At 41.4% G+C, this 25,686-nt stretch carries 27 protein-coding genes; 1 reads left to right on the top strand and 26 read right to left on the bottom strand.

Translation table 11 applies throughout. The features are described 5' to 3' along the window. Window positions 1-4: 4 nt before the first annotated feature. The 13 genes from DOK79_RS08605 to pfkB form a co-directional block, all read right to left on the bottom strand. The gene (locus tag DOK79_RS08605; protein ID WP_206855418.1) at window positions 5-289 is read right to left on the bottom strand and encodes a hypothetical protein; all 285 of its coding nucleotides are present in this window, start codon (window positions 287-289) and stop codon (window positions 5-7) included. 290 nt (window positions 290-579) lie between these two features. Next, the gene (locus DOK79_RS08600; RefSeq protein WP_206855415.1) at window positions 580-2,010 is read right to left on the bottom strand and encodes a glycoside hydrolase family 1 protein; all 1,431 of its coding nucleotides are present in this window, start codon (window positions 2,008-2,010) and stop codon (window positions 580-582) included. Window positions 2,011-2,187: 177 nt separating this feature from the next. Continuing rightward, on the bottom strand, window positions 2,188-2,589 hold the full coding sequence (locus tag DOK79_RS08595) for a PTS sugar transporter subunit IIA (protein WP_206855412.1): 402 nt from the start codon (window positions 2,587-2,589) through the stop codon (window positions 2,188-2,190). Window positions 2,590-2,602: 13 nt separating this feature from the next. Then, window positions 2,603-3,412, bottom strand: coding sequence for a PTS system mannose/fructose/sorbose family transporter subunit IID (locus tag DOK79_RS08590; RefSeq protein ID WP_206855409.1), 810 nt, complete (start codon window positions 3,410-3,412; stop codon window positions 2,603-2,605). Beyond that, on the bottom strand, window positions 3,399-4,289 hold the full coding sequence (locus DOK79_RS08585; RefSeq protein ID WP_206855406.1) for a PTS mannose/fructose/sorbose/N-acetylgalactosamine transporter subunit IIC: 891 nt from the start codon (window positions 4,287-4,289) through the stop codon (window positions 3,399-3,401). The genes DOK79_RS08590 and DOK79_RS08585 overlap by 14 nt, the downstream gene beginning before the upstream one ends. Before the next feature lie 14 nt (window positions 4,290-4,303). After that, on the bottom strand, window positions 4,304-4,783 hold the full coding sequence (locus DOK79_RS08580) for a PTS system mannose/fructose/N-acetylgalactosamine-transporter subunit IIB (RefSeq protein ID WP_206855402.1): 480 nt from the start codon (window positions 4,781-4,783) through the stop codon (window positions 4,304-4,306). Window positions 4,784-4,838: 55 nt separating this feature from the next. Beyond that, a complete protein-coding gene (gene lacD / locus DOK79_RS08575; RefSeq protein WP_206855399.1) occupies window positions 4,839-5,819 on the bottom strand; it encodes a tagatose-bisphosphate aldolase in 981 nt (326 codons plus the stop codon). Between the two features lie 18 nt (window positions 5,820-5,837). Further along, a complete protein-coding gene (locus DOK79_RS08570) occupies window positions 5,838-7,019 on the bottom strand; it encodes an SIS domain-containing protein (protein ID WP_206855395.1) in 1,182 nt (393 codons plus the stop codon). A gap of 3 nt (window positions 7,020-7,022) precedes the next feature. Beyond that, a complete protein-coding gene (locus DOK79_RS08565) occupies window positions 7,023-7,766 on the bottom strand; it encodes a GntR family transcriptional regulator (RefSeq protein ID WP_206855392.1) in 744 nt (247 codons plus the stop codon). 375 nt (window positions 7,767-8,141) lie between these two features. Beyond that, complete coding sequence (gene lacD, locus DOK79_RS08560) at window positions 8,142-9,125, bottom strand: tagatose-bisphosphate aldolase (RefSeq protein WP_206855389.1); 984 nt, start codon at window positions 9,123-9,125, stop codon at window positions 8,142-8,144. After that, on the bottom strand, window positions 9,122-9,577 hold the full coding sequence (locus DOK79_RS08555; RefSeq protein WP_206855386.1) for a fructose PTS transporter subunit IIA: 456 nt from the start codon (window positions 9,575-9,577) through the stop codon (window positions 9,122-9,124). Before DOK79_RS08555 ends, lacD (DOK79_RS08560) begins: the two co-directional genes overlap by 4 nt. Window positions 9,578-9,596: 19 nt before the next feature. Continuing rightward, window positions 9,597-10,982: a PTS fructose transporter subunit IIC gene (locus DOK79_RS08550; RefSeq protein WP_206855383.1), complete on the bottom strand. Its 1,386-nt coding sequence runs from the start codon at window positions 10,980-10,982 to the stop codon at window positions 9,597-9,599. Then, entirely contained in the window at window positions 10,982-11,914 is a 933-nt protein-coding gene (pfkB, locus tag DOK79_RS08545) for a 1-phosphofructokinase (protein ID WP_206855379.1), read from the bottom strand. The genes DOK79_RS08550 and pfkB overlap by 1 nt, the downstream gene beginning before the upstream one ends. 163 nt (window positions 11,915-12,077) lie before the next feature. On the opposite strand from pfkB, the gene DOK79_RS08540 reads away from it, so the two are divergent. Beyond that, window positions 12,078-12,830: a MurR/RpiR family transcriptional regulator gene (locus DOK79_RS08540; RefSeq protein WP_206855377.1), complete on the top strand. Its 753-nt coding sequence runs from the start codon at window positions 12,078-12,080 to the stop codon at window positions 12,828-12,830. 89 nt (window positions 12,831-12,919) lie between these two features. Here the strand turns inward: DOK79_RS08540 and DOK79_RS08535 are convergent, their stop codons facing one another. From DOK79_RS08535 to lysA, 13 genes are all read right to left on the bottom strand, one after another. After that, window positions 12,920-13,747, bottom strand: coding sequence for a dihydrodipicolinate synthase family protein (locus DOK79_RS08535; RefSeq protein WP_206855375.1), 828 nt, complete (start codon window positions 13,745-13,747; stop codon window positions 12,920-12,922). Window positions 13,748-14,069: 322 nt separating this feature from the next. Beyond that, window positions 14,070-14,339, bottom strand: coding sequence for a hypothetical protein (locus DOK79_RS08530; RefSeq protein WP_206855373.1), 270 nt, complete (start codon window positions 14,337-14,339; stop codon window positions 14,070-14,072). 240 nt (window positions 14,340-14,579) lie between these two features. Continuing rightward, window positions 14,580-14,861: a hypothetical protein gene (locus tag DOK79_RS08525; protein ID WP_206855371.1), complete on the bottom strand. Its 282-nt coding sequence runs from the start codon at window positions 14,859-14,861 to the stop codon at window positions 14,580-14,582. 290 nt (window positions 14,862-15,151) lie between these two features. Next, complete coding sequence (locus tag DOK79_RS08520) at window positions 15,152-16,531, bottom strand: FAD-dependent oxidoreductase (RefSeq protein WP_206855369.1); 1,380 nt, start codon at window positions 16,529-16,531, stop codon at window positions 15,152-15,154. Between the two features lie 121 nt (window positions 16,532-16,652). Further along, complete coding sequence (locus tag DOK79_RS08515; protein ID WP_206855367.1) at window positions 16,653-17,825, bottom strand: pyridoxal phosphate-dependent aminotransferase; 1,173 nt, start codon at window positions 17,823-17,825, stop codon at window positions 16,653-16,655. A gap of 35 nt (window positions 17,826-17,860) precedes the next feature. Next, on the bottom strand, window positions 17,861-18,955 hold the full coding sequence (locus tag DOK79_RS08510; RefSeq protein WP_206855365.1) for a M20 metallopeptidase family protein: 1,095 nt from the start codon (window positions 18,953-18,955) through the stop codon (window positions 17,861-17,863). Next, window positions 18,915-20,264, bottom strand: coding sequence for an aspartate kinase (locus DOK79_RS08505; RefSeq protein WP_206855363.1), 1,350 nt, complete (start codon window positions 20,262-20,264; stop codon window positions 18,915-18,917). Before DOK79_RS08505 ends, DOK79_RS08510 begins: the two co-directional genes overlap by 41 nt. After that, on the bottom strand, window positions 20,261-21,256 hold the full coding sequence (locus tag DOK79_RS08500) for an aspartate-semialdehyde dehydrogenase (protein WP_206855360.1): 996 nt from the start codon (window positions 21,254-21,256) through the stop codon (window positions 20,261-20,263). The genes DOK79_RS08505 and DOK79_RS08500 overlap by 4 nt, the downstream gene beginning before the upstream one ends. A 20-nt stretch (window positions 21,257-21,276) precedes the next feature. After that, window positions 21,277-21,972: a 2,3,4,5-tetrahydropyridine-2,6-dicarboxylate N-acetyltransferase gene (dapD, locus tag DOK79_RS08495; protein WP_206855344.1), complete on the bottom strand. Its 696-nt coding sequence runs from the start codon at window positions 21,970-21,972 to the stop codon at window positions 21,277-21,279. A 1-nt stretch (window position 21,973) separates the two neighbouring features. After that, the gene (gene dapB / locus DOK79_RS08490) at window positions 21,974-22,693 is read right to left on the bottom strand and encodes a 4-hydroxy-tetrahydrodipicolinate reductase (RefSeq protein ID WP_206855339.1); all 720 of its coding nucleotides are present in this window, start codon (window positions 22,691-22,693) and stop codon (window positions 21,974-21,976) included. Continuing rightward, entirely contained in the window at window positions 22,690-23,571 is an 882-nt protein-coding gene (gene dapA, locus DOK79_RS08485) for a 4-hydroxy-tetrahydrodipicolinate synthase (RefSeq protein WP_206855336.1), read from the bottom strand. Before dapA ends, dapB begins: the two co-directional genes overlap by 4 nt. Beyond that, window positions 23,568-24,374 carry a diaminopimelate epimerase gene (gene dapF, locus DOK79_RS08480; protein ID WP_206855333.1) on the bottom strand — a complete coding sequence of 269 codons (807 nt, stop codon included), beginning with the start codon at window positions 24,372-24,374 and terminating at the stop codon, window positions 23,568-23,570. The genes dapA and dapF overlap by 4 nt, the downstream gene beginning before the upstream one ends. Beyond that, complete coding sequence (gene lysA / locus DOK79_RS08475; RefSeq protein ID WP_206855331.1) at window positions 24,361-25,617, bottom strand: diaminopimelate decarboxylase; 1,257 nt, start codon at window positions 25,615-25,617, stop codon at window positions 24,361-24,363. Before lysA ends, dapF begins: the two co-directional genes overlap by 14 nt. Window positions 25,618-25,686 lie beyond the last annotated feature (69 nt).

The raw sequence follows: 25,686 nt of genomic DNA, 5'->3' as shown, positions 1-25,686 counted from the left end.
ATTTTTACAAGAAATAGCATGCGAAACCGACCAAAAATACTAAAACAACCAAAGCAATCATGGGTTCGAGCCATGTTTTTTTCGAAGAAAGAAAGACACTTTTCTTATTTTTCACAAATCCCCAACCGTACTTTCTAGGGAGTTGTACTTCTAATAATATCCCCCCTGATAGAGGCAATAGTGCCACTTTATGTCTGGATTTTGCAAATAAGAACAATGACATAAAATAAAGACCGAATTGGATGATTTTGATGAATCGAATGATTTGGATATTTTTGATTTTTCTCACTATTTCTCTCCTTCTATCCTAGCGGTTATCACCTAACAATAACACCTTTTCTCTTATTCTTAGGATATTTTTTACTTATTTTGGTTAAAGGAGCGTGCTAATCCATTGCTTCTTCTCTCCAAAACCGAATGTACATCAGAAACAACTTTTTTTACTATAACATGAGTTTACTTCTGGTAGCTAAAACCAATCATAATCGTCGGGTTTGGACTCATAATCTGAAAGATCAGTCACTAAATAGCCCACATACGGTTGATTGTCTAATCGTATGTGGACTATTTTCGATCGTATTATTTCATTTCTACACTTTCACCATTTGTTGCGATCACTTTTTGATACCAGTAAAATGACTTTTTAGGGGAGCGGGCTAATGTGCCGTTGCCTTCGTCATCTCGATCAACATAGATAAAGCCATACCGTTTACTCATTTCTCCAGTTCCTGCACTGATCAAGTCAATACAGCCCCAAGAAGTATAGCCGATCAAATCCACGCCATCATCGATTGCTTTCCCCATTTCATGGATATGTTGGGCGAGATAGTCGATTCGGTAATCGTCATGGATCGAGCCGTCTGGTTCGATGTTGTCGACAGCCCCAAGTCCATTTTCTACTACCATCACTGGGATCTCATAGCGAGAATAAATTTGATTCAATGTATACCGTAGCCCTACAGCATCTACTTGCCAGCCCCACTCGCTCGTTTCAAGATACTCGTTAGCGACACCCCCAAATAAATTGCCGCCACTTTTATCCGATCGATCATTTAGATCATCTGCAATACAAGTACTCATGTAATAACTAAATGTATAGTAATCGACTACGCCTTCCTTCAAAAGGGCTAAGTCCTCTTCCGTAATCACCACGTCGATGTTTTCTTTTTCAAAGTAGCGTTTCATGTAATAAGGATACGCACCTTTGACTTGGACATCTCCACAAAAATAATTTAAACGATCATTCATTTGTTGCGTCTTTAAAACATCTAATGGATGACATGTTTTGGGATACATCGTGATATACGCCAACATACAGCCAATCTGAAAATCAGGATTGATTTTATGACCAGCAATCACCGCGCGAGCAGAAGCAAGAAAGACGTTATGCAAAGCTTGATACTTTTCTGTTTCGGTATATGTGCGATTGAACAGCCCGTTGATTTGTTTTCCATGCTCTAAGACACCGAAATTGATTTCATTGAAGGTCAACCAATATTTCACTTTATTTTTGTATCGTTCAAAAAGGGTTGTTGCATAGCGTTCATAAAATTCGATTGTCCGTTTATCTAAAAAGCCATCATACGTTTTCCCCAAATGAAACGGCAATTCAAAATGCGAGATCGTTACGATCGGTTCAATTCCATATTTATGTAGCTCATCGAAGATCTCATCATAGAATTTCAAGCCTTCTTCATTTGGTTGTTCTTCGTCCCCGTTTGGAAAAATCCGTGTCCACGCGATCGATAAGCGATAGGCTTTAAACCCCATTTCAGCAAACAATGCGATATCTTCTTTGTAGCGATGATAAAAATCGATGGCGGTATGACTCGGGTAGTAATGGTTGGTCTCATCGATCACTAAATCAAATGTGCGTCGTTTTCCCATCGTACGATTGCCAGCACGATTATGATCGCTGATCGAATCTCCTTTCCCATCTACATCCCATGCCCCTTCACATTGATTCGCCGCTGTCGCGCCACCCCATAAAAAATTCTTTGGAAAACTCATCAGTCATTGCTCCTTTTCAATTTGATCGATAGCCTTACCGCAGTTATTCTACTGTTGGGTATAAAAAAAGACCTAATCAACCACCTAAAAAGGCCGTTGATCAGGTCTAGCTTAACTGAATAATCACTATCCTATCTAAACGATACTATTTTTTGTAACCGTTGTCAAACACAGATTTTATTCATCCTCTTCTGCTAATACAGCAATCACTTGGTTCACATTCAAAATATTCTCTGCACCAGAACGAACATATTCAGGCTGTGTGCCAACCATTTGACTATTGATAAACTCGATGACCATCGGCATATTCATTCCTGCATACAGTTCGATCGATTCTCCTTCCATGATCAATTGGGCAATGCTGTTTGCTGGCGTCCCGCCCATCAAGTCACAAAAGACCACATAGTCTTCCAACGAAGAAACGGCCGAAAGAAATTTTTCTTTGAAGTCCTCTGTTCCTTCTTCTGGTAATAAAGGAACCGTGTGGATATGAGCTTGCGGTCCCATGATCATTTCAGTACTTGCCTTTAGTCCTTCGCAAAGTTGTCCATGACTGACAAGAACTAACTCTTTGCTCATTTACAACACTCTCCTATTTTGAGATCACACCTAGCGCAGATAAGACCACGCAGATGATCAAGACGATAAAAATCGCTCTTGTGGATGTCATATTCTTTTTACCTAATAACCAATACACCCCGCCAACGATGGCTGCTGGTAATAATTTAGGGAGGATCATATCGATATTATTTTGCATATTCATCGTTACATCACCGATACTTGGCGCCCAGGAAAATTTCACATTCACCATCGTAGCAACCAATGCGCCAACCATAAATACCCCCAGTAAGGTTGCGGCATCTGTTAAAGCGGTCAACCGTGATTGCATCGTCGTGACTAAAGAAATACCTTCCTTATAAGCAAACTGCAATTGTTTCCAACGAAAGATCATGACCGCGATTTGTGCGGCGATCCAAATAAAAATACCTGCGGGGTTACCATTGATCGCCATGTTAGCTGCTAATGCCCCAAAAATAGTTGGGATCAATGCGGCGAAAATGGAATCACCAATGGCGGCGAAAGGCCCCATCAATCCAGCTTTCATCCCAGAAACAGTTTCTTTTGAGGCGATGCCTTCTTTTTCTTCGATCGCTAAATCGATTCCTGTAATGATCGTATTGAAAAAGTTTGAAGTATTGAAAAACTGTGTATGTGTCTTCATGATTTCTTTTAATTCGGGTGTATCATCTCCATAAATTTTTCGCAGTTGCGGCAAAATCGTGTAAAGATACCCTGAACCTTGCATCCGTTCATAATTCCAGCCTAATTGGAAGGTCAATAGACTTCGCCGATTGATTTGTGTAAAATCTTCTTTCGTTAACTTGTAATTAGATTTCGTCATCTTCGATTTCTCCTTCCTCAGAGGTTGAATGTGGAGTTGCTACTTGCTGATTCTCTGTTCGTTGATTATTTTTATAACTGATCGCTGCCAACGAGAAGCCAATCATTGCCACTGCCAACATCGGTAGTGAGTTGAAGGCTGCTGGCAAATCTTTGACAACACTTGCGACACTCGTTCCAAGTAACTGGACATTTGAGAACAATGTAGCTAACAAGGCAGTGATCGTAAAACCTAAAATCAGATAAGGAAAATGTTTCTTGACTGGTAAATAACGTAGTAAAATAGCAAAACCGACTGCTGGTAAAACGGCTCCTGCGACAGATAAGCCATCCCCTAACCATTTCAAATCGCCGTTTAGCACAGCAACGACGTTTTCAACGAGTCCGCCACCAAATGCTAAAGCTAGAAAGACAGGGATCATACGTGATAATGACCATGGAAGAGCACCTAATAAATAATTGCGTTCAATTGCTTTATAATTCATTGTTTCTACATGTTGATCGATACGATGAGCGAAGTACGTATTCGCAAAGCGGGCTAAAATATCTAGCTGGATCATTAAACTAGCGACAGGAACGGCAATTGCTGCAATTGCCTGTTCTGGATTCATTCCTAATGATATAGAAAAAGCAGTTGCCAGTATCGTTCCTGAATTCGCATCGATTCTTGAAGCCCCACCAAATGTACCAACACCTAAGACGGTCAGTTGCATACTTCCTCCGATGATCAAGCCAGCTTGCAGATCACCCATGACTAAACCGGCGAACAATCCGGCAAAAACAGGGGCACTCATCGAGGAATAGATTTGTAGTTCATCTAAAATTTGATAACCTGCGTATAAAGACAATAATAAGATCTGCCACCATTGAATGGACATTTACTAATCCCTCCTTATTTATTCAAAAGACTCATGAAGTCTTCTGCCTTATCACTTGGCACCATTTGTGCGGTCAAATGGACCCCACGTGCATGTAACTGTTTAAAATCTTCAATATCTTTTTCGACCACATTGATCGATTTTGTGATTGATCTTGTTTCATTGGTTTGAGACATATTCCCCACATTGATTTCCTTGATCGGTACACCTAATTCAACAAGTTTCAATAATCGATCAGGTTTTTTCGCAACGATCAGTAAACGTTGGGAATCGTACTTCCCTGCCAAGATATTTTCTGCTGCTTTTTCAATTGGCAAAACACTCAACTTAACTCCTGCTGGCGTTGCTAATTTCAATCCGCTTTTTTCTACTGCATTCATTGCGACCTCATCATCCGCCACTAATATTCGAGTAATCGACAACTTCGTTACCCAAAGATTCGCGACTTGTCCATGGATCAAACGCCCATCGATTCTTACACCAATAATTGCCATTGTTCCTTCTCCTTTACAAATAAATTTCCTATCCCCAAAAACAAAGGTAACGCTTTCATTCTTTGCCTGATTTTTGATACCAAGGGGTTGCTGTCTGATTGATCACTTGATTCAAGGCTTCAATATTCTGTCTACCTTGTGTCCGCAGCCATTGGATAGCCCCTTCTTTTCCAGACTCTACATACGCTTTGACGCCGTCTTTCCAAGTCGCTCGCCCACACAAGACACCATTGAAGCTGGAACCTGACTCATGCGCAAAGATCAGTGTTTGTTGGAATAATTCAGCCGACACACCGGCACTTAGGAAAATAAATGGTAAATGGGTCGTCTCACTTTGTGCCTTAAAAAAGTCAGCTGCTTCTTTTTTACTATAAACGATTTCCTTTTCGCCAAAGCCTTCCACAAAGTTCATATTAACTGGTACTTCAACTTTCAAAACATCTACTTGGTATCTAGGTTTTGAAAATTCTTTCATCATTTCGATCACTTTATGCGGTTTGATCTTTGCATACTCTGGTGAAGCGTTATCATTTATTCCAGCATCATAAGAAAGTAGTTCTAAATAAAATGGGCGATCTTCTCCTGCACACTCGCTTCCCAGTCGCTCAATAAAGATATGTTTCAAATGATTGATTTTAGGATCTTCATCCACATCATAATAAAGTAAAAATTTGACTGCATCCGCCTGTTCTTCTTTCAATCTCAAGGAAGACCAATCACTTAACAGGTCTGGTAAACGTCCAGGCGTGGAGACATCATAACCTGTTTTTTCGTAGGCTAAAAGCAAACCAGCTTCTTGATCTCGAACTTTGGCAGCGGGTAATCCATATTCTGGATCTAACAAAATAGCTGAAGCATAAGGCGTCAACTCACTAGAAACCAACGCTTTGAATTCGATCAATTGTTCCTCTGTCGGCGTTTGCCCTAAGGCCGACAGCATTTTTTTCAATGCGCCTCGCTGATCGATTGCTAATGCACTGATGATGCCGTCTCTCGTTGCCAATTGCTCCATCGCTTTTTTCTTGTTTGGTGTCATCTTTTTTTGTTTCCTCCTTTATTCCGCATCGGGATATTCATGGATCGTCACGCCTTTGACTACTCGGTTCACGGTTCCTGTCGGTGAAGGCGTGTCAGGTGTATTACCAACTTTGATCGACATTTGCAAAGCAATGATTTGTGCGGTTAAAATCATGACTACAGATAAATACGCATCAGGTAATTCTAACGCTTCAGGTTCTAAGAAAAAGTTTGTCCCAGAAAAATCTCTGTTTGTTGATTGAGCGATTGCTAAAACATTGGCAGCAATACCGTTCTCATGGATTTCTTCTAAAATATCTATATCATAGTTGCGTGTATACTCTTGGTTCGTCACAAACCCGATCACTAATGTTTGATCATTGACAAAGGATTTTGGTCCGTGACGAAAGCCCATCGAAGAATCAAAGATCGTCGCGATTTTTCCGGCAGTCAACTCCAAGATTTTCAGCTGTGCTTCTCTTGTTGCTTGCGCTAAACTTCCAGAACCTAGATACGCCACTCGATCAAAAGGAATCGTTAAGAACCCTGCTAATTCTTGCTCTCTTTCAATCACAGCTCTACCAATACGGCTCAATGTGTGGAGATATTCTTGTTTCTTACCTGTATTCGTCGTATCAAAAAGCCAAAGTGCGCTCAATAACATACAAGTAAAGCTACCTGTCATGGCAAAGCCGGCATCATTTGACTTTTCTGGCATCAACAACAAGAAGTGTTGCGATTGCCCATGTCCGATTTTTGCTAGCTCGCCGTCTTTTGCACAGGTAATGGTCAAATGAAAAAGTGTGTTTACCACTTGATCCGCAATATTGACCGCCGCTAAACTTTCAGGACTGTTGCCACTTCTCGCAAAAGAAACGAGTAATGTAGGTTGATCAGGAAACAAATACTCTTTTGGAGAAGCCACGATATCTGTCGTACCAAAACTGTGAAAGGCAAAACGTTCCGTATCCCCATGTTCATTTAAGTAAGGAACGATCGTATCGCCGACATATTGAGAAGAACCCGCACCGGTAAAAATGACTTGGATTTGCTTACCGTTAGCTCTTTTGTCAAGTGCATCAAAGAACTGGGAGAGTTCATTTTGCTTTTCTCCCAAGATTTCTACAACCTCTTCCCAAAGATCGGGCTGCTGCTTGATTTCTTCTGTAGTGATCCTTGCACCTATTTTTTCTAATTCATCCTTTGACAGTTCAAACATTTTTCATTTACCCCCTAGATTACTCCGAACATGACGGATCTTATAATGGAATTGGTCTGCTCTTGCGATACTATCTGTGTATTCAATGATTTCGTTTTTGATATTGAACGTCGTCCGTTTCAAATGTAAGATTGGCGCACCATCACAGATGTGCAGCAATTCCGCATCTTTTGCATACACAATACTTGCGTAAAATTCTTCTTCTGCCACTTGGACATGTTGATCAAAATCTTCCAGAAAGACATCATACAAAGGCTTACTTTCCAATAATGATAAATCAAGACCAAGAAACAGTTTTGCTGGTAAATAGGATCGCTCCACCATTAAAGGCACATCGTCTGCTAAACGTAGCCGCTTGATCTTGAAGATCGCTTCGCCTAAATTGACATTCAAACATTCAGCCAACTGCTTGGTCGCTGCTAGTTTTTCAAATGCTAAAATACTCGTTTTCGGTGTACGTCCCAATGCTTGCATCTCTTCTGTGAAACTGTAAGCCCCCGCCAAACTGCCGGCTTGATTCGATAAGTCACTGACAAATGTTCCTTTTCCATGTTTCTTATAAATGTAACCAAGTGTTTCTAACTCCTGCAACGCTAGCCGAACCGTCGTCCGACTCACCCCATAGTACAGACATAATTCCCGCTCAGACAACAATTTATCATGAGGGATCATTTCTGCCTCGATATGTTTTTTTAGTGCATCAACTAGTTGATAATATAACGGCTTACCCTTACTAGAGTTTTCCATTTTTATACCCCTTCCAAACTGGTTATAACCACAAGACAATCGTAAGGCAAAAATAACCGTACGTCAACACGAAAAACATCGTAAAACATCTATATAACAACGTTTCCAATGAAAATATATAAATCACGTTTAAATACCTCGAAAATACCAGTTAAAATAAAAAAACATCATAATAATAGAAAAAATAAATAAAATCCTTATAATAAAAAAGTTTATTCACCTCATTTTTTATAAAATAACGAGTATAACCAACTCCTCTTTTTCTTATAATTAGCAAAATTCCAATAAAAAATAACATAAAAAAAGAAACACTCCATTTCGCACCGATAAGCACTTGAAGCGTTTCTTTTTCGTTATTTTAAAGATGCTAATAGACTAGCGAACAAGCTTTTCTTGCCAAGAAGAAGCTGTCTGCATCAAGACTTCATTTAACTCTTCGATGTTACTTCTTCCTTGTTCAGCTAACCATTTTTTTGCCGCTTGTGTCCCTTGTTCTGCAAAAGGTATCACGCCACCTGCCCACGTCGCCCGTCCGCATAAAACACCATTGAAAGAAGAACCTGCATTTTTAGCAAAACGCAACGTCTCTTGAAATTGTTCCGCACTGACACCTGCACTCAGAAAAATAAACGGTAAGTCAGTTGCTTGACTTTGCTCTTGGAACAAAGCGGTTGCTTCTTGCTTGGAATACATGATTTCTTCCCCAAACCCTTCGACAACATTCATATTGACCGGTACTTCTACTTTTAAGACATCTACATTGAACCTAGGATCAGAGAAAACCTTCATCATTTCAATGACCTTTTTCGGTTTTATTTTCGCATATTCCTTTGAGGTAGTATCAGCGATCGTTGCATCGTAGGACAATAATTCTAAAAAGAAGGGCAGATCTTCCGCTAGACATTCCGAACCAATTCTTTCCACGTATGCTTGTTTACGTTCATTGATCTCCTTACTTTCGTCAACGTCATAGTAAAGCAGGAATTTGCATCCGTCTGCTCCCGCTTCTTTTAATCTTTTGACTGACCAAAATGCTAAGGTATCCGGCAAACGTCCAGGTATCGTTGTATCATATCCGGTTTTCTCATAAGCCAATAACAAACCAGCTGTCTCGGCACGTTTTTCGGCAGCAGGCAACCCATATTCTGGATCTAAAAGAATGGATGAAGCGAAAGGGGTCAACTCTTCAGATACACTTTCTTTGAAAAGTATCAAATCCTCGACTTCCACCTTCTCTTTGTGTGTTGCTATCATTTTTTTCAACGCACCTCTTTGATCAATCGCTAAAGCCCCAATGATGCCTTCTGGATTACTCATCTTTACCAATGCCTGATATTTTTCCGCAGATACTTTTCTCATCTTTTCAACGTCCCTTCTAACCTAGAATCGATCAAACCAACAATTTCTTCTTGTGTGGAAGCCGCAATAAACGCCTGTTTAAAGCCATCATCCATCAACATCCGTGCCATTTGCGAAAGAAGTACCAAGTGGCTAGTCCCCGCTTCTGCGGCTGGAATAAACAAAGCAATCACATACTTGATCGGTTGACCGTCTAAACTATCCCATGCAACCGCATTCGTTAATTTCAAGATAATGATCGTTGGCTCTTGGATACTTTCACTTTTGGCATGAGGGATCGCAAAGCCATCCATCATACCAGTCGTTCCTTCTGCTTCTCGTAGCTTTAATCCATTTTTGACCGCTTGCTCGTCAGTCGCCTTTCCTACTTCAACGATTTTTGTTGAAAGAAAGTCAAACACCGCTTCACGAGTATTTGACACAACGTTGGTATAAACAAATAAGTTATTCATCAAAAGAATCCTTCTCCTTTCACACACGTAGTGACTTTCTTTTTTGAACTAAGCCCAGTAATACGCCGCCCACAACAGATCCAGCAAGAATCGCCAGAACCCACAGTAAACCATGTGTCACTACTGGTAAAACGAGAAACCCGCCATGTGGTGCCGGAACTTGTACCCTAAAGAAATAAGTCAAGACAGCAGCAATTGATGAACCAAGCATCATGATCGGCAACACACGAAGCGGATCTTTTGCCGCAAAAGGAATCGCCCCTTCCGTAATATGTGTTGATCCTAGAATAAAATTGACTAAACCAGCATTTTTTTCGTTTTTCTCGAAGTATTTGCCAAAAAGCAAGACAGCAAACCCAGTAATCAATGGTGGCGCTATACATGCTGCGGAAACACCTGCCATGAAGCTGGTATTCCCTTGCGCCAAAAGAGCCGTTCCAGTCACGTAGGCGGCTTTATTGATCGGGCCACCCATATCGAACGCACACATACAACCGACGATCACGCCTAAAACTAATGGACTTGAATTTTCAAACCCTGCCAGAAAATCCATCATGCCTTCATTGATACTCGCCATCGGTCCTGAAATGACTGTCATGAGCAATCCGGTAATCAATACACCTAGTACGGGATACAAGAAAATCGCTTTTAATCCATCCAAGGATTTAGGCAATGGTTTTAACGCTTTCATTAATCCCAACACGATATAGCCTGCCAAGAAACCGGAAATAATCCCTCCTAAGAAGCCCGTCCCACCATCTGAAGCAATCAGTCCGCCGACAAAGCCTACAACCAACCCAGGTCGCTTAGCAATTCCTTCAGCAATAAACGCGGAAAGAATCGGTACCATCATACTCATCGCAAAACCACCGATGCGATTCAGACTCGCCGCAAATTCATTGTATTGCGTATTCGCCGGATCAGCAGAATAGATTCCCCATAGAAAAGAAATTGCAATCAAGACCCCACCACTGACCACAAAAGGCAACATATGGGAAACCCCATTCATCAAATTCTTATAGATGCCGTGACCAATGCTTTGTTGCGCATGCTGTTTTTCATTATCTGTTGTTTTTACTTTTTCAGAAATCACTCCTGCTCCGCTTAAAGCCGCCGTAATCAGCTGTTCGGCTTCTTTGATTCCTTTAGAAACGGAAACATCAATGATTCTTTTTCCAGCAAACCGTTCAGATTGAACATCTTTATCCGCTGCAATAATCACTGCCTCTGCTTCAATGATTTCTTGTTCTGTCAGTCGATTTTCTACCCCCACTTGGCCATGCGTTTCCACCTTGATCGAAATCCCTTTTTTCTTCGCTGCCTGTTCCAGTGCTTCTTGTGCCATATACGTGTGGGCAATACCTGTCGGACAACCAGTTGCTGCAATTAATCGATACTTAGCCATTATCTGAATTCCTCCTTATGAATGGTGATTTCTTTTTTCAACTCTGCTACATCTGTAAAATCAGTTAATCCTTTTTGAAACGCAGTCGAGCTACCAGCAGCTAAACTGTCCGTGAAAAAATCTGTAGGATCTTCTCCTTTGATCATCCCTGCCAAAAAAGTCCCTAATAATGTATCACCGGCACAGGCAGTATTGACGACTTTTCCTTGCGGTGCATTTCCTGATAAACAATAATCTTTGTTCACGTAAATTCCACCAGCTTCACCTAATGACAACAACACATGTTGAGCTCCTGCGGCTAATAACTTCTGACAATAGTTGACGTATTGCGTTTCTGCGATTTCTTCCTCAAACCATTCTGCCAATTCCTGTTCATTCGGTTTCAGTAAAAACGGCTGATACTTTAAACATTGGGTAACGATCTTAGCACTTGTATCTAAAATCAAACGCACGCCATTCTCATGACAAATTTTACTGATTGCCACCAAGATCTCTTCTGGCACGCCTCTTGGCAAGCTCCCTGAAACACAAAGATAATCCCCTGCTGACAATTGCTTGATTTTCGCAAGTAATTCTTCGATCCCCTGTTGATCAATCTCTGGACCACGATTGACTAGCTTGTATTCATCGGCTTCCTCATTCACCTGAGTAAATACATTGATTCTAGTCATTCCCGGCACTGAAACAAAACGAGCTTCAATCCCTTCCTTGGTCAAACAGTCTTCGATATAAGCCCCGGTAAACCCTCCACTAAAACCGAGTGCAGTATTTGGTATGCCTAGTTTCTTTAAAATCAGTGAAACATTGACACCTTTCCCGTTTGCTTGGATGTCATCATCGATTGATCGATTCACGATATTCGGTTTAAGTTGTTCTACTTCGATAAACAGATCAATCGCCAGATTCATCGTACATGTATATACGTTAGCCATCTTTGCGCCTCCTAACTTTATCTACAGTATGACCTGTTTTTTGTTGTACATGTTTTCTAAATCAAGACAAATTTAGGGAAAACTTTACAAAACAGAATTTCACAAAAGTAAGGGGTTACATTCGTGGTAGAATAAAAAGATAAAAAATAAAGGGGTGAAATGGATGGAGCATAAGTTGAGTGAAGCAGAAAATTTTTTATGGGATTATATGATGAACCATATTCAGGAAATCCCGAATCTATCGATCATCAAGTTAAGCGAACGGGCAAATGTATCCACCACAACGATCGTTCGCACGATGAAGAAAAAAGGCTATGAAGGCTATACCTCGTTCAAGCATTATCTAAAAGAACAAAAGAATACAAAAATCAATTTTTCTACTGTAGATAAAGTGGATGGAGAAATAAAAAGCTCCATTCTAAAAAATGAGCAAGAAGTCGTGCGTACGATCAACATGTTAGATACAGGGGTGATCGAAGACGCCATCCAAAAAATCTGGAGTTCACAAAGAATCATTATCTTTGCCAGAGGATTTTCCGAAATGATCGGGGAAGAAATGCGAACAAAATTTCAGCTACTCGATAAATACTGTGTTCTTCATACCGATCCAAATATCATCAAAACAATCAGTCGCAAATTGCACAAAAAAGATGTCGTTCTTTTTATTTCCCTGAACGGTGAAACAGAAGAATTAGTAGCCGCTGCGGAAAATTGCTACCGTGAGGAAATCAGTTCAATCCTGATCACCGCCTCCCGGGAAAGTCGTTTGAACCACTTAGCAGAATTATCCTTGATCGGCTTTAAATCCGAAATCTCCTTTTTCCCTGAATATGAAGTCCGCTCTCGGTTACCACTTTCTGTGATTGCCCGAATCTTGTTGGATTCGTATGCGATCCGGGTGAAGAAGGGGGATTGAGGAGCATATAAAAAAAAGCACTGATAATCGAAAACATGAAGCTGCTTTCGGTTATTGGTGCTTCTTTATGAGGACGGCTTGATTTTGACTTATGACATCGTACCTAATGGACTGCGACAGCCGCCAAAGGTAATTTTTTCCTTTTCAGCGATTTCTTTTTTAATAAATGGCAAAACACTCTGCGCATAAAGTTCATCGATTTTTTCAACAAGCAAATGATCACTCGCCAATGTTTTCTTTTCTAGCAGTGCGTTAAACCATTGCTGGATCTCTTGTGGATACAAGTTGCCTGCAATCGAAGACAAGCAATTGAAACCTAAGTCGATCTTTCGTGCTAATTCTTTTTCTCCTCCTGCATAGATGTGCAGTTCCTTTGATGTTCGAGCAAGTAGCTCTTGGACAGTCGTTGGATCACCCGCCTCTTTGATACCGATGACTCGTTCCTCTTTCAATAGTTCAATGTAAGTTTCAAGAGCACAGCTAAAACCTGTGCGAAGCGGGTTATTGTAAATAATCGTTGGTTTGTTACTCAACAAGATCAGCTTCGAAGCATAAGCGAAAGCTTCCGCCTGACTAGGTAGCAGATATGGCGGGAAACCTAATAATATCCCCTTGATGATAGTTGATTGACTGATTTTTTCTGCAAGCAACTCCGCTTCTTTTTGACGAATACTCGCTAACCCAAAAATCAGCTCAAAGTCGTTAGCGACCTTCAATTTAGGAAGCTGTTCGATCATGGCTATTTTTTCTTGAACTGTTAGCGAATGTTGTTCGCCAGTAGAGCCGCACACCAAAACCGATTTTACACCTTTATTTGCTAAGTATTCGATATGAGCAAACGTTGCATCGATATTCAATGTTTCATCTGGATAAAAGGCTGTAGGAACAGCTATATGATAGTTTTGAGTAAGAGACATGCGAACACCTCAGTTTCTTTGATTTAGGAATAGTCTAACATACTTGACAGAAATATTTTGCAGTTAGGTGAAAAAACTATAAACAGTGATAACCATATAACGGAGGTCAGGACAGAAAAGGTAACTTCTGCTCCCGCCGTTTATTCAGTATTAAGGAATACAACAAAGATGAATGTTATGCTTGTCTCAGACATATCCTCCTCTACAAAAAAGAACCGATACTCCAAAGATAGTTTTGGAAAATCGATTCATTCGTTGATTGTTCTGTTTTTTAGCGCCTATAAATAGGACTAACCTTTTATGCTTTTCTGAGTTCCAACCCTTATCCTGTCGCCAAAACAAAACACAGAATTGCAACTAAAACCATCAAAACAAATTCGAACTTCATCTCCGTTCCATACGTTTGATTCGGTAGATAGATTGCTTTTCGTTTCGATTGATAAGGGATCTTAGGGCGGTTGGGTTGAGCAGACTCAATAAGTATCGATAATAAAATCAGTGTGAAGTAAATAGGATTTTGCTGTGCCGCAAAATAGATACTTGAAACTAATAAAATAAAACTAGTCCCTTTGAGTATTCTAGCGTAGGTCATTTTTATCTCTCCGTTCTATTCTTCTTTTATTTGTAGGTTTTCTGTCCTGATTATCTTGCTATTTTCTATTATTTTTATACCTCCACATGATGATCAACACAATCATCATCACTAGATAGGAGGTGAGAACAATTATTTGGCTCACTCATTTCACCTTCTCTAAAACTTTCATAGACTCGATACTTTTATGTATTCATTTTTATTACTAATATACAGACGTAGTTCAAATTATTATTGTTGCTAAAAATGATACAATTCTAATTCCAAAATGGAGCAAATCATAAGAACTAAAATCGTGGGAATCAGCGCAAACATCACTTCCGTTTTAGATGTTTGATTCGGTAGATAGATTGCCTTTTTTCCCGATTTGTAAGGAGTTTTAGGTTGGTCGGATTGGGTATATTCAATAAATAGTGATAGCATAATCAGTATGGTATAGATCGTATCTTTCATTGCAGCAAAATAGATGCTTAGCGCCAATAAAACCAGTTGGATGATTTTGATTATTCGAACGTAGGTCATCTTTCATCTCTCCATTCTATGTATAAATAGTAATCACTACTTCCCTACAACTATATGTACGCCAAATACTAAAATGTTACTTTAACAAATTAAAATAACTACTAATTTAATCATATCAAAAAATATAAAAACTTTTCATCTTGTTCCTAAAAAGCTGTTTTAACAGCATAATCGTCACTACATTCATTCGTCTAAATCAAAAAACTATAAACGAATAAAAAAACGGAACAACAGAATGGATGAATCCATCCACCTGTTATTCCGTATCTAATACTATTTAAAATCAGTTTCTACTCTACAAATGGCTCTTCACCTAGCGCTTGTTGTGCCGCTAAGTTTAGTAGGCTCCACTGACGGTCGTGTCCTGGTTGGAAGAAGAAGTCTGCTTCCGCCAAGTCTTCGATCGTTAATTTTTGTTGGATGGCTAAAGCCAAAACATTTCCTTGAGGAGTAATGTCTTTCGTTGATAATACTGCTCCACCTAGCAATTGGTGCGTAAATGGATCATACGCTAATTGTACGGCTGCTTTTGCATTGCCAAATTCTTCTGGTACGAATTTTGGACGGATCGTATCTTCATAGAAGGCTGTTTTGATTGCTACACCAGCGCGATCAGCTGTGAAGCTGTTCAAACCGCTTGCCGCAAAGTGATAGTCAAACACACGTAACGCAGATGAGCCGACTAAGCCGCCAAATGGTTTGCTTGGTGTTTGTTCAAATAAATGTTGGACCACATAGCGTGCTTCTCTACGTGCAACTGTTGCCAATGCGATCGGCACTTTTTTGCCTGCTGGGATCGAGTAAGCAAGTGTCGCATCCCCTACCGCATAAACATCAGGCAAGTTTGTTTGTAGATATTCGTCTGTGATGATCCAGCCACGTTCATCTAAGTCCACGATTCCTTGCAACCATTCAGTGTTCGGTTTGACACCGGCAGCTTGGATGATCAAATCAGTTTCGATCGTACCACTCTCTGTTTCGATTGCAGCTACTTTACCGTCACCAGTAAATGCTTTGATGTTCACACCAGTTTTGATGTTCATCCCTTTTTCTTTCAAGTGTGCTTCTAAGATATCTGTCATTTCCTTATCTAAGTAAGTACCTAAAGGACGATCGATCATATCTATTAATGTAACTTCTTTCCCTGCATTCAAGAAAACTTCTGCGGCTTCGATCCCGATGTAACCTGAACCGATAACAGCTACTTTTTTCACTGCTGGATCTGTCATGCGTTCTTTGATTTTCGTTGCCCAATTGTAGCCACGCATCAAATACACATTTTCCAAGTCTGTTCCTGGAACAGGTAGTGAGTTTGGTTTAACACCTGAACTCAAAATCAATTTATCATAAGCATACTCTTCTGTATGTCCATCTTCTTTACGTGTAACTGTTACTGTTTTTTTATCTGCATTGATTGTTTTTACTTCGTGGTTATTTAATATACCCACATTTGGTTGTGGAAAGTTTTCTGGTCTGAAGTTGCGGACGTCATTCACACTAGTGACTTGATCCTCTAAATATAACTCCATACCGCATGACATAAATGAAACATAGTCGCCTGCTTCAAACAAAGTGATATCAACATTTTCTCCGTATCTAGACAGTAATTCTAAAATGGATTGATGACCTCCATGTGATGCACCGACAATAATTACTTTCGTTTTTTCCATTGACAAGACCCTCCTCATAACAATTGTTTAGAAACATCCTAAACATTTTTACGATATCATTCATCTTCTAATAAAGCAAATGAAAAGGCTTGCCTAAAAAGTAAGTTATGTTATTTTAACATTATTTTTCCAGTTCAGTTAAAAATGCGCCAATGCGTCTACACGCTTCTTGCAGATCGTCCATACCACTTGCATAAGAGATCCGAATAAAGCCTTCGCCTGCTGGTCCAAAAGCAGAACCAGGGATACAGGCAACTTTGCCTTGTTCTGCGAGTGCTAAACAAAAGTTCCACGAATTCATCTGGATAGTTTCTGGTAAGCGGCAGAACAAATAAAACGCGCCGTCTGGTTGAGAGATTTGAAATCCTAATGCTGTAAGCTGAGGCAATAGATAATCCCGACGTTCAACGTAGCGGGCTTTCATTTTTTCGCCTTCATCCATACTTTTTGTCAGTGCTTCGATCGCCGCTTTTTGAGAAATCGTTGTGGCAGAAGTCACTAAATATTGATGGACTTTGATCAATTCATCGATCACCGGTTTTTGGGCAAAAAGGAAGCCAATCCGCCAGCCTGTCATGGCATGGGATTTAGATAGCCCGTTCACGACAATTGTTTGTTCTGGTAGATACGTTGCGATCGATACATGTTCCCCAACATAATTCAACTCGGCGTACACTTCATCACTGATGACAAAGACTGGATGTTGACTCAACACTTCCGCAAGCTTCTTCATTTGTTCAGCGGATAATAATGTCCCAGTCGGATTACTTGGATAGTTCAAGATCACTGCTTTGATCTCGTCTCCGTATTTGGCAAACGCTTCTTCTAGTTGCTCAGGTTGGCAAATAAAACCAGTTTCTGAGGTATCGATCGTAATCAATTCTGCGCCTGCTAGATCAACGATTGGTTGATAACCAGGATAAGCAGGTGCCGGGATCAACACTTTATCGCCTTCTTCTAAGACAGCTAATAAAGCGGTCGCAATCGCTTCTGTGGCGCCAATCGTTGTCAGTACTTCCGTTTGTGGATCATAGGAAAGACCGTAACGTTCTTTTTGGAAGAAACAAGCTGCCTCGCATAATTCTGGTAAACCTCTCATCCCTGTATAATGGGAATAGTTTTCTTTGATTGCTGTGATACCAGCTTCTTTCACTGCTTCAGGTGTTGAAAAGTCTGGCTCACCTAATGTCAATTTGATGATATCTGGAATACTTGAGATCTGTTGATCGAACATCCGGATCTGTGAGACTTCGACTTTAGCCAGCCTTGGATTAAAACGATGGTGTAAATTCATAGACTTCTCCCCTTTTGGTTACTATCCTTATTTTTTCAGAAAAGTTCCTTGGTGTAAAGGATTGTTTTGTACCATTCCAAGCCTTTTTCTAAAACGGACATATCAAAATCAAATGTCGCATCATGAAGTGCAGGTGTATCGCCTACACCTAGAAAGAAAAAGACACAAGGATAGTGTTCCGTATATACGCCGAAATCTTCTGCTTGTAAGACAGGCTCAGCTAATTCATGTAATAGTTCTGAATGAGCAAGTGCCGCGTACAACTTTTCATCATTGCGCACAGCAGGGTACCCGTCATTATAGCGAAAGGAGATCTTTGCTTGAGAAGTTTGTTGGAATTCTTCTGCTAGTCGTGCTAATTGCGCTTTTAAGTCTGTTTGTGTCTTGCGACTGTAAGAACGAATGCTTCCTGAGATCACGACTTCATTGGCTAAGACATTGCGGATCGTACCGCCTGTGATCTGGCCGAATTTTAAAAGATGTTCAAGATTTGCTGGCAAAGATTCGTCAAAATCATAGACTTCTTTCATAAAACGCACGGCTGCTTCTAAACTATCGATGCCTTGACTGCTGGATGCGACGTGTGCCGATCTGCCTTGGACAATGATATCCGTTTCGCTACTTTGCGCCAGCAATGCACCAGGGCGTGAGAATACTTTGCCTTCTGGTAAACCTGGCCATAAATGAAAGCCGAAGATTGCCTGGACATTGTAATGTTCCAGCAACCCAGAACGGATCACACTCTCTGCTCCACCAGCAATTTCTTCTGACGGTTGAAAGATCAAGACGATATTGTGTTGCATCTCTTGTCGATGCGTAGCAATATAGTCAGTCAGCCCTAAAAGCATCGCCATATGGCCATCGTGTCCGCATGCGTGCATGAATCCTGGATGTGTAGAAGCAAAAGGTAACCCTGTGGCTTCCGTGATCGGTAACGCATCGATGTCTGTCCGAAAAGCAATCGTGGTCGCTTGTTGCTGATCAAAATAGACCAACAAGCCTGTTGCATCGATTTCATGGATCACGCCACCACAGTTTTTGATTTGTTCGTAAAGGTATTCCTTCGTTTTAAATTCTTGAAACCCAAGTTCAGGAATTTGATGTAACGCCATTCGATGTGCTGCCAACATGTCGCTTCACCATCCCTTCATAGATTCCTTTTACCACGGTTTCATATTGCGCATTAGGTACGCCGATGATCAAATTCAACTCTTGCGCCCCTTGCGAAAGAATCGAGGTTCTGATTTCTAACTCGTTCAAAATCGACAACACTTTTCCAGAAAGTCCGATCGGTTCTTTATGAGGACCGCCTACAACCGAAATCAATGCGAGATCTTCAATCACCTCGATCTCTTCTACGCCTAATTCTTCACGCAATTCTTTCGTGATCAAAAATAATTTATCCATGATCAATTCAGCTGAAACGACGACACCGATATTGTCGATACCAGACGGGATATGTTCGATTGAAATCCCGTGTTTTGCAAAAATACTCATTGCTTTCCAAATAAACCCGATTTCATCTGACATGTGTCGTTTGAACAAGGTGATCGAAAGAAAATCTTTCCGCCCGGCGATCCCAGTCAAGCCATTTTCTTTTTCGACTTCATGATTGGAGATTTTTGTGCCATGGTCATTCGGGCGATTCGTGTTTTTGATTTGGATCGGGATATCAGCTTCTTGGACAGGAAAGACCGCTGATTCGTGCAAGACATTGGCGCCCATATACGCCATTTCTCGTAATTCCCGAAAAGAAATCTCTTCAATGACTTTTGGCGAGTCGATGATTCTGGGGTCTGCCATCATGATGCCAGAAACATCCGTCCAGTTTTCATAAAGGTCGGCGTGTAAGACACTTGCTAAAACAGAACCCGTAATATCGCTGCCGCCTCGGCCAAGTAATTTTTCTTTTCCTGCTGGATTGGCACCATAAAATCCTGGCACGATCAACTTTTGCTGTTTTTGATACATTTCACGTACGGCTTCTTCTGTACGTGTAAAATCGATGCCGCCTTCATAATCGAAGTAAATCAGTTCACCCGCATCGGCAAAGCCATACTCTAAATATTCCGCCATCAAGCGGGCAGTCAAATATTCCCCGCGACTGACGAGATAATCGATCGTCACTTTTTCTTCTTTCAATTGTCTTTCGATCGTCGCTAGCTCTTTTTCAATGGGAAAATCAAGGGCTAACAGATCTCTGACTTGAATAAAACGTTCCGTGATCCGTTCCCATAATGGAGTCCAATCGACATTGTGCTGGAGGTATGCATGGATCAAATAGAGTAAATCCGTCACTTTATCATCTTCATCCGTTCTTTTACCTAGAGCAGAAACCACAACGACTTCTCGGCTAGGATCAGCTAGAACGATCTCACGGACTTTACGGAATTGTTCTTCATGAGACATCGAGCTGCCCCCAAATTTTGCTACTTTCATGCAAGGACCCCCTCTTGAAGAAGTGCCCGGGCGATTTGAACAGCGTTAGCTGCCGCTCCTTTGCGGATATTGTCTGCCACTGTATAAAAAAGCAGCCCATTTTCAACTGACAAGTCGCGGCGAATACGCCCAACATACACTTGATCGGTATCTTTCGCCAACGTACTCGTAGGATATTGGTGTTCTTCTAAGTTGTCGACGACCAAGATCCCTGGAAACTGCTGGAAGCAAGCACGGATCTGTTCCAGTGAAAATTCCTTTTCTAATACTACGGCAATCGAAACACCGTGACCATTTTCAATCGGTACACGCACACAAGTCGCAGATACTGGTAAATCTGGCTGATGCAGGATTTTTTTCGTTTCATTGATCATTTTTTGTTCTTCTTTAGTATAGCCATTTTCCATGGGACGATCGATTTCAGGGATGACCGTTTGACTGATGTCATGAGGATAAAAAGTGGCTGGTTCACCATTTTTGGTCGCCTGTAGATCAGCGATCCCTTGTTGACCGGAACCCGATACAGCTTGATAGGTCGTGTAGTTGACACGTGCCACACCGAACGTATTTTGTAACGCTTTAAGCGGTAAGACGGACTGGATCGTCGAGCAATTTGGATTTGCGATCAACGGATCTAACGCATGGTCCTCTAAATTTACTTCAGGCACGATCAATGGGATCGCAGGATCTTCTCGCCATGCTGAAGAATTATCGATGACTACCAAGCCAGCTTGACGTGCAATGGGACCAAATGTTTGAGATACGGATGCTCCAGCTGAAAAAAGCGCTAAATCATACCCAGAAAAAGAAGTCTCCGTCAATTCTTCGACCACATATTCTTTCCCCTTAAACACAGACAGACTCCCCGCAGAGCGTTTGGATGCTAAAAGCTTGAGTTTTCCTACTGGAAAATCGTACTCCTCTAATACTCTTAACATAGTTTGACCGACTAATCCCGTCGCTCCGACAATACAGGTATCTATTTCGCGCATGTTTTTCATCCTTTCTTTGTCTACAATTCTCGTAATGCTTCAATCAAGGCGGTATTTTCTTTGGTTTGGTCATCCTTTATTTTCAACACACGTGCAGGTGTCCCACCAACGACCGTCTCAGGTGCTACATCTTCTAAAACGACAGCGCCTGCTGCGACGACTGCATTTTTACCGACACGGACACCTTCGACGATGACCGCGTTCGCACCAACTAATACACCGTCCTCGATGATTACTGGCTGCGCAGAAGCTGGCTCGATGACCCCAGCTAACACAGCACCTGCACCGATATGACAATTCTTGCCGACAGTCGCACGTCCGCCTAAGATCGCCCCCATATCGATCATGCTATGCTCTCCGATCTCAGCACCAATATTGATCACAGCGCCCATCATGATCACTGCTTGATCTCCGATGGTCACTTGGTCACGAATGACGGCACCTGGCTCGATCCGAGCGTTGATGTCTTTGATATCCAATAAAGGAACTGCACTATTTCTTGCTGTTTGTTCAAGTTCGATCGCTAAGATTTTCTCCGCTTCTTTTTCTAAGACTGGTGCAATGTCTTTGTAATCACCAAAAACGATCGGACTATGCGCTTCACCAAATACTTTCGCGTTCGGAAACTCGATAGGTTCTGATACATTTAAATAAACTTTGACTGGGGTCTTTTTTTCTGCTGTCTGAATAAAACGAATGATTTCTTGTGCGTTCAACTTAGGCTCCTCCTCTAGGTTCAAATAAATCTTCTAATTGATATAAACCGGCTGACTGTTCGGTCAACCAGATGCTTGCCTGGACTGCCCCTTCCGCAAAAATGCGATTGGAAAAGGCCTCGTGTTTCACTGAAAGGACTTCATCTTTCGTTGCAAAGATGACTTCATGTTCTCCAGGAAAAGAGCCTGCACGCAGGCTATGGACGCCGATTTGTTGGTCTTCGCGTGGTTGATCTGTCCACTGATAGACCGGTGTCAAGTCTCTGACAGATTGGAGTGTTTCCACTAATCGCTTCGCTGTGCCTGAAGGCGCATCTTTTTTTTGACTGTGGTGTTTTTCGATCAATTCGATTTGCCAAGTTACTAAGTCTTGAGCAGCTTGTTTGATCAAGCGGTTCATCACCATGATCCCTAGTGAAAAATTGGCACTGTAAAGGACAGGGATCGTTTGCGCAGCTTCAGCGATTTGAGCGAATTGCTCTTCGGTATAACCGGTTGTGCCAATCACCAATGGTACACCATGTGTTTGACTATATTGTAAGATTTTCTCCAAACCATCAGGATGAGAAAAATCAATGATGACCGCCGGTGTCTGCTCGAACGTCAACGTATCCGTTGCTTGTAAGGATTGAGACAACGTCAATGGCTGGTGCTGATATTCTTCGGTGACTTCTGCAATTCGTTTGCCCATTTTTCCATTTCCAATGATCCCTATATTCATCTATTTGCCCCTCCATTTTCTGCTAATAAGGCGATCAACTGTTGCTTCTTTTCCTCGCCTAATGCGGTCAACGGCAAACGTAACGGCCCAGCTGGTAAACCTAAATAGTTCATCGCGGCTTTCACTGGGATCGGATTCGTTTCACTGAATAAGGCGTTGATCAACGCTAAATGGGTCAATTGTTTTTCTTTCGCTGAATGACTGTTTCCATTCAAGTAATCATGGACTAATTCATGGACTACTTTTGGCTGGATATTTGCCCAAACACTGATCACGCCGATGCCACCAATACTCAATACAGGCAAGATCAGATCATCGTTGCCGCTGTAAAGCGCAAATGTTTCATCAATCAGTTGTGCGACTTCCATCGTATAGGACATGTCTCCAGAAGCTTCTTTGATCCCAATGATTTGTGGATGCTTCGCTAATTCCGCTAGTACAGGGAACGCAATCGTCATTCCTGTTCGTGACGGTACATTGTATAAGATGATGGGTAACGAGGAAGCATCAGCAATCGTTTGAAAATGAGCGAGTAATCCTACATCGCTCGTTTTATTGTAATAAGGAGTAATCACTAATAATTGGTCTGCCCCTAGTTCAGCAAAGCGTTGGACTTTCTTGACCGTTTTCGCCGTTGCATTTGATCCTGCACCAGCAATCACCGGAATACGTCCATTGACTTTTTCAACAGTGAATCGTAAAATCTCTTCCTCTTCTTCGTCAGAAAGTGTCGGTGATTCACCTGTTGTTCCAAGGACAAGTAACCCGTCTGTTTGTTCGTTAAGATGAAAAGCAATCAACTGCTCCAATCCTCGATAATCTACTGCTCCTGTTTCCGTCATCGGTGTCACTAATGCAACAATCGATCCTTTAATCATGCCTCTACCTCCAAATTTTTGTGCCATTCATATGTGGCCGGTCCCGCCATCGTGATCGTTTCATCGCCAGAAATCTGTAAATCGCCTTGTTCCAAATGGATCGTGGCTTGTGATCCTGAGAGATAGCCTTGATCTCTTGCGACGACGTAAGCTGCACAACAGCCTGTCCCGCAAGCAAGCGTCCAACCGACTCCTCGCTCATACGTACGAACGATCAATTCTTCTTCATTGACAAATTGGACAAAATTGACGTTTGTTTTCTCCTTGAACATGGGGTGATGACAAAGCTTCTCTCCCATATCTTTCGATAATTCAGCGATTGCATCGTCAACAAAAACAACCGTATGGATCGTTCCCATGAATACACTAGTCAGTACCACTTCTCGATTGTCGACCGTCAGTGTTTGTTTGATGATAGGATCTGCTTGCTCCACCGCTACCTTCTCTGGGCGATAATCTGGCTCTCCCATATCAACCGTGCAATAAAAAGGATCTCGTGAATGGATCGTCACATGGATCATCCCAGCAAGAGTTTTGACCGCAAATTGGGTATCTTCAACCAATCGTTGGTCACTGACATAGTTTGCAAAACAGCGAATACCGTTGCCACACATTGGCGCACGACTACCGTCTTTATTGTAATAGATCATTTCTAAAGGCGTTATTTTGACCGCGATTAAACCGTCGGTATCGTAAGCAGTCGGTGCGCATAATTGCTCCGCCAAACGACTATAGTCGATCGTTTCATCATAATCTAAGAGAATAAAGTCATTGCCACACCCGTTGTATTTATAAATCTGCATAGACTTCTCCTCTCAATAGATCTGCATAAGTTTGTCGACGAACGACTTCTCGTGACACGCCATCTTTGACAAAAACGACAGCTGGGCGAAGCGCACGATTGTAGTTGCTGCTCATTGAATACCCGTATGCTCCTGTCGCATATACTGCCAAAAGATCCCCTGGTTCTGCGGGAGGTAACTGCGTTTCTTGGATCACGACATCGCCTGATTCACACATTTTCCCTGCAACCGTTACTTTTTCCGTTTTTTCAACGTCAAGTTTATTTGCCAGATCACAGGTGTATTCTGCTTGATAAAGCGCCGGACGAATATTATCGGTCATCCCGCCATCGACGAAATAATATTTTTTGTGCGGCGTTTCTTTGATATAGCCAACTGTATAAAGTGTCGTTCCGGCTTCGCCCACGATACTTCGCCCCGGCTCGATCAATAAGCGATCGATCGTCAAATTTTTTTCAGCTAATGCCTTTTCTGTATGCGTCACAAGATGCTTGACTGATTCTGCAATAGGCAACGGCGTGTCCGCTTCGGTATAGCGGATACCAAAGCCACCGCCTAGATTTAAAGAAAGTGGTTGTTGGAAATCTGCCAGATAAGTCACTAATTGATCGATTTCAGCTAACCACGCAGTCATATCAAAGATTTGTGAACCGATATGTGCATGGAATCCTTCCAAAGTAAGAAAGTCACTTTGCTGGATATGTGTGATCGCTTGTTGGCAAACTTCGCTATCATACAACATACCGAATTTAGAATCGATATGCGCTGTAACGATATATTCATGTGTATGCGCTTCGATCCCCACGTTCAATCGCAACATGATCTGTAGATTTTTCTGGTATTCGCGACTTAATTCTTCCAAGACTTCGACTTCCATCCCGTTATCCGCCACAAAATGCAGAATGTCATTTTCAATGGCATACCTTAACTCGTCGATCGTCTTATTGTTGCCATGAAAGTAAATCTCCTCGACAGGAAACTTCGCTTGTAAGGCAGTGTAGATCTCTCCACCACTTACCACATCTAAACCTAGCCCTTGCTCAGCGATCATCCGCAGCAATTCGACTGTTTGAAAGGCTTTAGAGGCATATAAGACCTTTGTTTGAAAAGAATCAGAATCAAAGTTCAGCTTAAACGACTTTATCGTTTCTTCCATCTTTTTTTCATCATACACATATAGGGGTGTTTGATATTCTTTTGCTAGTTGACTCACTGGAATTTCGCCGATCATTAATTCTGTCATTCTCATTTCCCTCTTTTCAAAAAATATTTTCTCATCAAATTGACATATCGTTAGATTATAATTTGAATT

The sequence above is a fragment of the Enterococcus sp. DIV1094 genome, from assembly GCF_017316305.2.
GTDB lineage: Bacteria > Bacillota > Bacilli > Lactobacillales > Enterococcaceae > Enterococcus_B > Enterococcus_B mangumiae.
This window is presented reverse-complemented; position numbering and strand designations above follow the sequence as displayed.